The organism is Streptomyces sp. NRRL S-495 (genome assembly GCF_000966955.1).
Lineage (GTDB): Bacteria > Actinomycetota > Actinomycetes > Streptomycetales > Streptomycetaceae > Kitasatospora > Kitasatospora purpeofusca.
Genome location: NZ_JZWY01000895.1, coordinates 1 through 4,649 on the forward strand (window position 1 = coordinate 1; position 4,649 = coordinate 4,649).

The following is a 4,649-nucleotide window of genomic DNA, read 5'->3' on the forward strand; positions in this document are numbered from 1 at the left end:
GCTCCCTGACCGAGCGTCTGCTCGACGACGCCGCGCGGCAGGTGCGCTCGGTCCACCCGGGGCTGGAGGTGCACACCGGACTGCTGGCCGGTCACGAGCCCACCGCCGCGCTGCTCGCTGCCGCGGCCGAATCCGAGCTGTTCGTCGTCGGTTCGCTGGGCCTGGGCGGCTTCGAGGGCCTGCTGGTGGGGTCGGTCGGTCTGGACGTCGCGGCACGGTGCGAGGTGCCCGTGGTCCTGGTCCGGGCCGCGCGGACACAGCCGGCCGGTGCCGACGGGGCCACCGAGGTGGTCGTCGGCATCGACCCCCGTGCCCCGGCGGACGAGGTCGTCGAATTCGCCTTCCAGCAGGCCGCGGCACGTGCGGCCGTGCTGCGCGCGGTTCACGGCTGGACCCCGCCGCCCGTCTGGGGCTACGCGGGCTGGGTGGCCCCGCCGGTCGAGACCGAGCGGTTCCGCGCCATCGAGGCCGAGCTGCTCGGCCTGGCACTCAGCGGATGGCGGGCGAAGTACCCCGAGGTCACCGTGGTCGAGGACACCCGGATCGGCGGCGGCGCCGGCGCGGTGGTCGACGCGTCCGGCAACGCCGCCCTCGTGGTGGTCGGCCGCCGACGCCACCACCGCCTGGGCCTGCGCCTCGGCCCGGTCGCCCACGCCGTGATCCACCATGCCCAGGCACCGGTCGCCGTCGTCCCGCACAACTGACGGAGCCCCGGCGCCCTCCGGCACCGGGCACGAGCAATGCCGCTCCGATGCCGCGTCCACCCCCGGTGGACGCGGCATCCGGCTTCCGGCCCGCGCTCGACGTGTGGCGACGCCGGCCCGCGACGTTCGACGGGCGTGTCCTCGACGGACGTGTCCTCGCCGGGCGCCGACAGCAGTCGACGGCCGGTCGCCGAAGGGGCGCCCGAGCAGCGGCGTGGATCCGTTGTCGACGGTGCCGCGGGACAACCGCACGTCCGGACCACCACCGCCCAACGCCGTGGCCCGCCACCGTGGTTTCGGGGGCGGGCCGTGCACGCGGACGTGCGGCGCGATCCGGGGCCGGCTGTCGCGCAGGGGTGACGAGGCCGTCGTGGCCGTCGTAGCGGTGGTACAGGACATTGCCGCGACCGGTCTCGCCGTTGGTGAAGAAGACGAACGGCTGCCCGCTCAGGTCCGGAGGACGGCGAGCAGCTTCGTCCTGGCGTACTCGGGGGTGGCGAGGGTGACCTCGCCGCGGGTCGTCAGCGTGGTCTCGGTGCCGGGTCGGGTCCGGAGGCTCATCGCGGGTTTCCTTCCTCGTGGGTCAGGCTGTGGTGTGCGCTACGGCGAGGTCGCCGGCCGCCGTGGCCCCGGAGGCGGCTCTCCCGCCCTCGACGGCGGCCCGGACGGTGGTGCCGGTGGTTCCCAGCAGCGTGCCGAGTGCGTTGTCCAGGGGGCCGATGGCGGCGATCCGGCCGGTCCGCTCCGCGAATCCGGCGGCGGCCTCGGCCTTGGGGCCCATCGAGCCTTCGGGCAGGTCGAGCGCGCGCAGGGTCGCGGGGGTCGCGGTGGCCAGTGGACGGGGGTGGGTCGTGCCGTACCCCGTGAACACATGGGTGACGTCGGTGAGGATCAGCAGCGCGTCGGCGTCGAGCCGACGGGCGAGCAGCGCGGCGGTGAGGTCCTTGTCGACGACCGCTTCGACCCCGCGCACCCGGCCGCTGTCCGGATCGCGGGTCACCGGGACCCCTCCCCCGCCGGCGGCGACGACCACGGTTCCGGCGGCCAGCAGCGCCCGGACGGCCGCCAGCTCGACGATCGCCTTCGGCTGCGGGGAGGGAACCACGCGGCGCATGCGCGTACCGTCCCGCGCGGTGGTCCAGCCGCGCTCGACCTCCATCGTCCGGGCCTGTTGGCCGGTGAGTTGTCCGCCGATGAACTTGGCAGGCCGCTGGAATGCGGGATCGCGGCGGTCGACCTCGGTGTGGGTGACCAGCGCGGTGACGGCGCGGCCCGGCAGCCGGCCCATGAGTTCACGGGCGAGCAGGGTGCCGATCATGCCCTGGGTCTGGGCCCCGAGGACGTCCAGCGGGTACGGCGCGGTGAGCGCCGGGTCGCTCTCGCTCTCCTGCGCGAGCAGACCGATCTGCGGACCGTTGCCGTGGGTGATCACCACCTCGTGCCCGGCGGTGACGAGTTCGGCGAGCGAGCGGGCGGCGTCGTGGACGTGCCGGGACTGTACGGCGGCGTCGGGGTGCTCGCCCCGTTGGAGCAGGGCGTTCCCGCCGAGGGCGGCGACGATGCGCACGGTCACTTCCTCCCCAGGGTGGCGACGAGGATCGCCTTGATGGTGTGCATGCGGTTCTCGGCCTGGTCGAAGACCAGCGAGGCGGGCGACTCGAAGACGTCATCGGTCACTTCGAGGCCGTCGAGGCCGTGCCCGGCCGCGAGTTCGGCGCCGAGGTCGGTGCGGCGGTCGTGCAGGGCGGGCAGGCAGTGCAGGAAGGCGGTGTCCGGGTTTCCGGTCGCCGCCATCGTCTTGGCGTTGACCTGGTAGGGCAGCAGCCGGGCGATGCGCTCCGGCCACTGGGCGTGGTCCTCGCCCATGGACACCCACACGTCGGTGCAGAGGAAGTCCGCACCGCGCACGGCCTCCTCCAGCTCGTCGGTCAGGGTGAACCGGGCACCGCTCTCCTGGCCCAGCAGCAGGCACTCGGAGACGAGCGCCGGGTCGGGCCACAGGTCGCGCGGGGCGGCGATGCGCACGTCCATGCCGAGCAGGCTGCCCATGGCCATCAGGGAGTGGGCGGTGTTGTTGCGGGCGTCACCGAGGTAGCAGAAGGAGATCTCCTCCAGCGGCTTCCCGGTGTGCTCGCGCATCGTGAACACGTCGCACAGGCTCTGGGTCGGGTGCCACCGGTCGGTGAGCCCGTTGTAGACGGGGACGCCGGCGTGGGCCGCGAGTTCGGTGACGGTGTCCTGGTCGAAGCCGCGGTACTCGATGGCGTCGTACATCCGGCCCAGCACCCGGGCGGTGTCGGCGGGGCTCTCCTTGCGGCCGATGTGGGAGCTGTCCGGGCCGAGGTAGGTGGTGGTGGCGCCCTGGTCGGCGGCGGCGACCTCGAAGGCGCAGCGGGTCCGGGTGGAGTTCTTCTCGAAGATCAGGGCGATCCTGCGGCCGGTGAGGCGAGCGGTCTCGGTGCCCGCCCGGCGGGCGGTCTTCAGTTCGGCGGTGAGGTCGAGGAGTTGGTGGATCTCGGCGGCGGTGAAGTCGAGTTCGCGCAGGTAGTGGCGGCCGTTGAGGTCGACGGTCATGACGGGTTCTCCTTGCCGGTCGGTCGGTCGGTCAGTCAGTCGGTCGGTCGGTTCGGTCGGTCGACGGGGTCGCGCTGGATCGGGCAGCTCATGCAGCGCGGGCCGCCGCGGCCCCGGCCGAGTTCGGAGCCGGCGATGGTGACGATCTCGATGCCCTGCTTGCGCAGGTGGGTGTTGGTGGTGGTGTTGCGCTCGTAGCCGACGACGACGCCGGGTGCGAGGGCGAGGAAGTTGGAGCCGTCGTCCCACTGTTCGCGCTCGGCGGTGCGGGCGTCCTGCTCGGCCGACAGGAACCGGACCTTGTCCAGGTCCAGGGCCTCGGCGAGCGAGACGGTGAGGTCGGCGTCGGGTCGGACGTCGAAGCCGACCGGTCGCTCGGGTGCGGGGGTGAGCGTCCACGACCGCAACTGGTGGGCCAGGCCCGGGTAGACAGTGAAGGTGTCCCGGTCGATCATCGTCATGACGGTGTCGAGATGCATGAACGCCCGGCTCTCCGGCAGGCGGACGGCGATCAGCCGGTGCGCGGTGTTGGTCAGGAACAGCTGCTGGGCGAGGGTTTCGACGGCCTGGGCGGTGGTGCGCTCGCTCATCCCGACCATGACCACGCCCGGGGCGACGACGTGGACGTCGCCGCCTTCGAGGCTCAGCCCCGGGGCGGTGGTGGTGCCGTCGAGCAGCGGCGGCACGGTCTCGGCGAACAGCGGGTGGAAGCGGTAGATCGCCGCGGTGTGCAGGGTCTCCCGTCGGCGGGCCGGCCTGGCCATCGGGTTGAGGCTGTAACGACTGCCGATCCAGCAGGAGTTGTCACGGGGGAAGAGGTGGTTGGGCAGCGGCGGGAGGGCGAAGTCCTGCTCCCCGAGGGTGTTCCAGAGCAGGCTGTGCGGGCTCGTCAGCGGGAGGTCGTCCTTGAGCACGCCGCCTATCAGGTACTCGGCGAGGGTGGCGCCGTCGAGCTGTTCGCACAGCTCCCGCACCGGCTCGACGAGAGCCGGGCCGACGACAGCCGGGGTGACCACCTGGCCGAGCAACCAGGCGCGGGCCGGAGGCAGTTCGAGGGACTCGGCGAGCAGGTCGGCGTAGTGGTGGACCCGGACACCGTGGTCGCGCAGGACCTGGGCGAAGGCGTCGTGCTCCTCGCGGGCGCGCTTGGCCCACAGGATGTCGTCGAAGAGCAGGCCGTCGACGTTGCGCGGGGTCAGCCGGGCCAGTTCCAGGCCGGGGCGGTGCAGGATCACCTGGCGCAGGCGGCCCGCCTCGGAGTCGACACGAAGGGTGGACATCAGGGGTACTCCTGGGGGTTCGGTGCCGGTGGCGCGGGGGTGTCGCGCCACCGGAGGGCTGTCGGCAGGCCGCCGGGGCGGCGGGTTCGGG

At 73.1% G+C, this 4,649-nt stretch carries 4 protein-coding genes and 1 pseudogene; 1 reads left to right on the forward strand and 4 read right to left on the reverse strand.

What is annotated here, in order from left to right:
• The coding region (locus VR45_RS35790; RefSeq protein ID WP_045944096.1) for a universal stress protein at nucleotides 1-704 on the forward strand (704 nt) is incomplete at its 5' end.
• Between the two features lie 406 nt (nucleotides 705-1,110).
• Here the strand turns inward: VR45_RS35790 and VR45_RS50865 are convergent.
• The 4 genes and pseudogenes from VR45_RS50865 to VR45_RS35805 form a co-directional block, all read right to left on the reverse strand.
• Nucleotides 1,111-1,155 (reverse strand): annotated as a pseudogene (locus VR45_RS50865) (hypothetical protein); the annotation flags it as partial.
• A gap of 132 nt (nucleotides 1,156-1,287) precedes the next feature.
• Nucleotides 1,288-2,271 (reverse strand): carbamate kinase, encoded by a 984-nt coding sequence (locus VR45_RS35795; RefSeq protein WP_045944097.1) that lies wholly within the window; start codon nucleotides 2,269-2,271, stop codon nucleotides 1,288-1,290.
• Nucleotides 2,272-2,273: 2 nt separating this feature from the next.
• On the reverse strand, nucleotides 2,274-3,278 hold the full coding sequence (gene argF / locus VR45_RS35800) for an ornithine carbamoyltransferase (protein WP_045944098.1): 1,005 nt from the start codon (nucleotides 3,276-3,278) through the stop codon (nucleotides 2,274-2,276).
• Between the two features lie 35 nt (nucleotides 3,279-3,313).
• Nucleotides 3,314-4,558: an arginine deiminase gene (locus tag VR45_RS35805; protein WP_045944099.1), complete on the reverse strand. Its 1,245-nt coding sequence runs from the start codon at nucleotides 4,556-4,558 to the stop codon at nucleotides 3,314-3,316.
• Between the last annotated feature and the right edge of the window lie 91 nt (nucleotides 4,559-4,649).

What these genes read in the sequence shown, in the direction of transcription:
- argF (WP_045944098.1), bottom strand. Translation starts at nt 3,278, where the DNA reads ATGACCGTCGACCTCAACGGCCGCCACTACCTGCGCGAACTCGACTTC.
- VR45_RS35805 (WP_045944099.1), bottom strand. Translation starts at nt 4,558, where the DNA reads ATGTCCACCCTTCGTGTCGACTCCGAGGCGGGCCGCCTGCGCCAGGTG.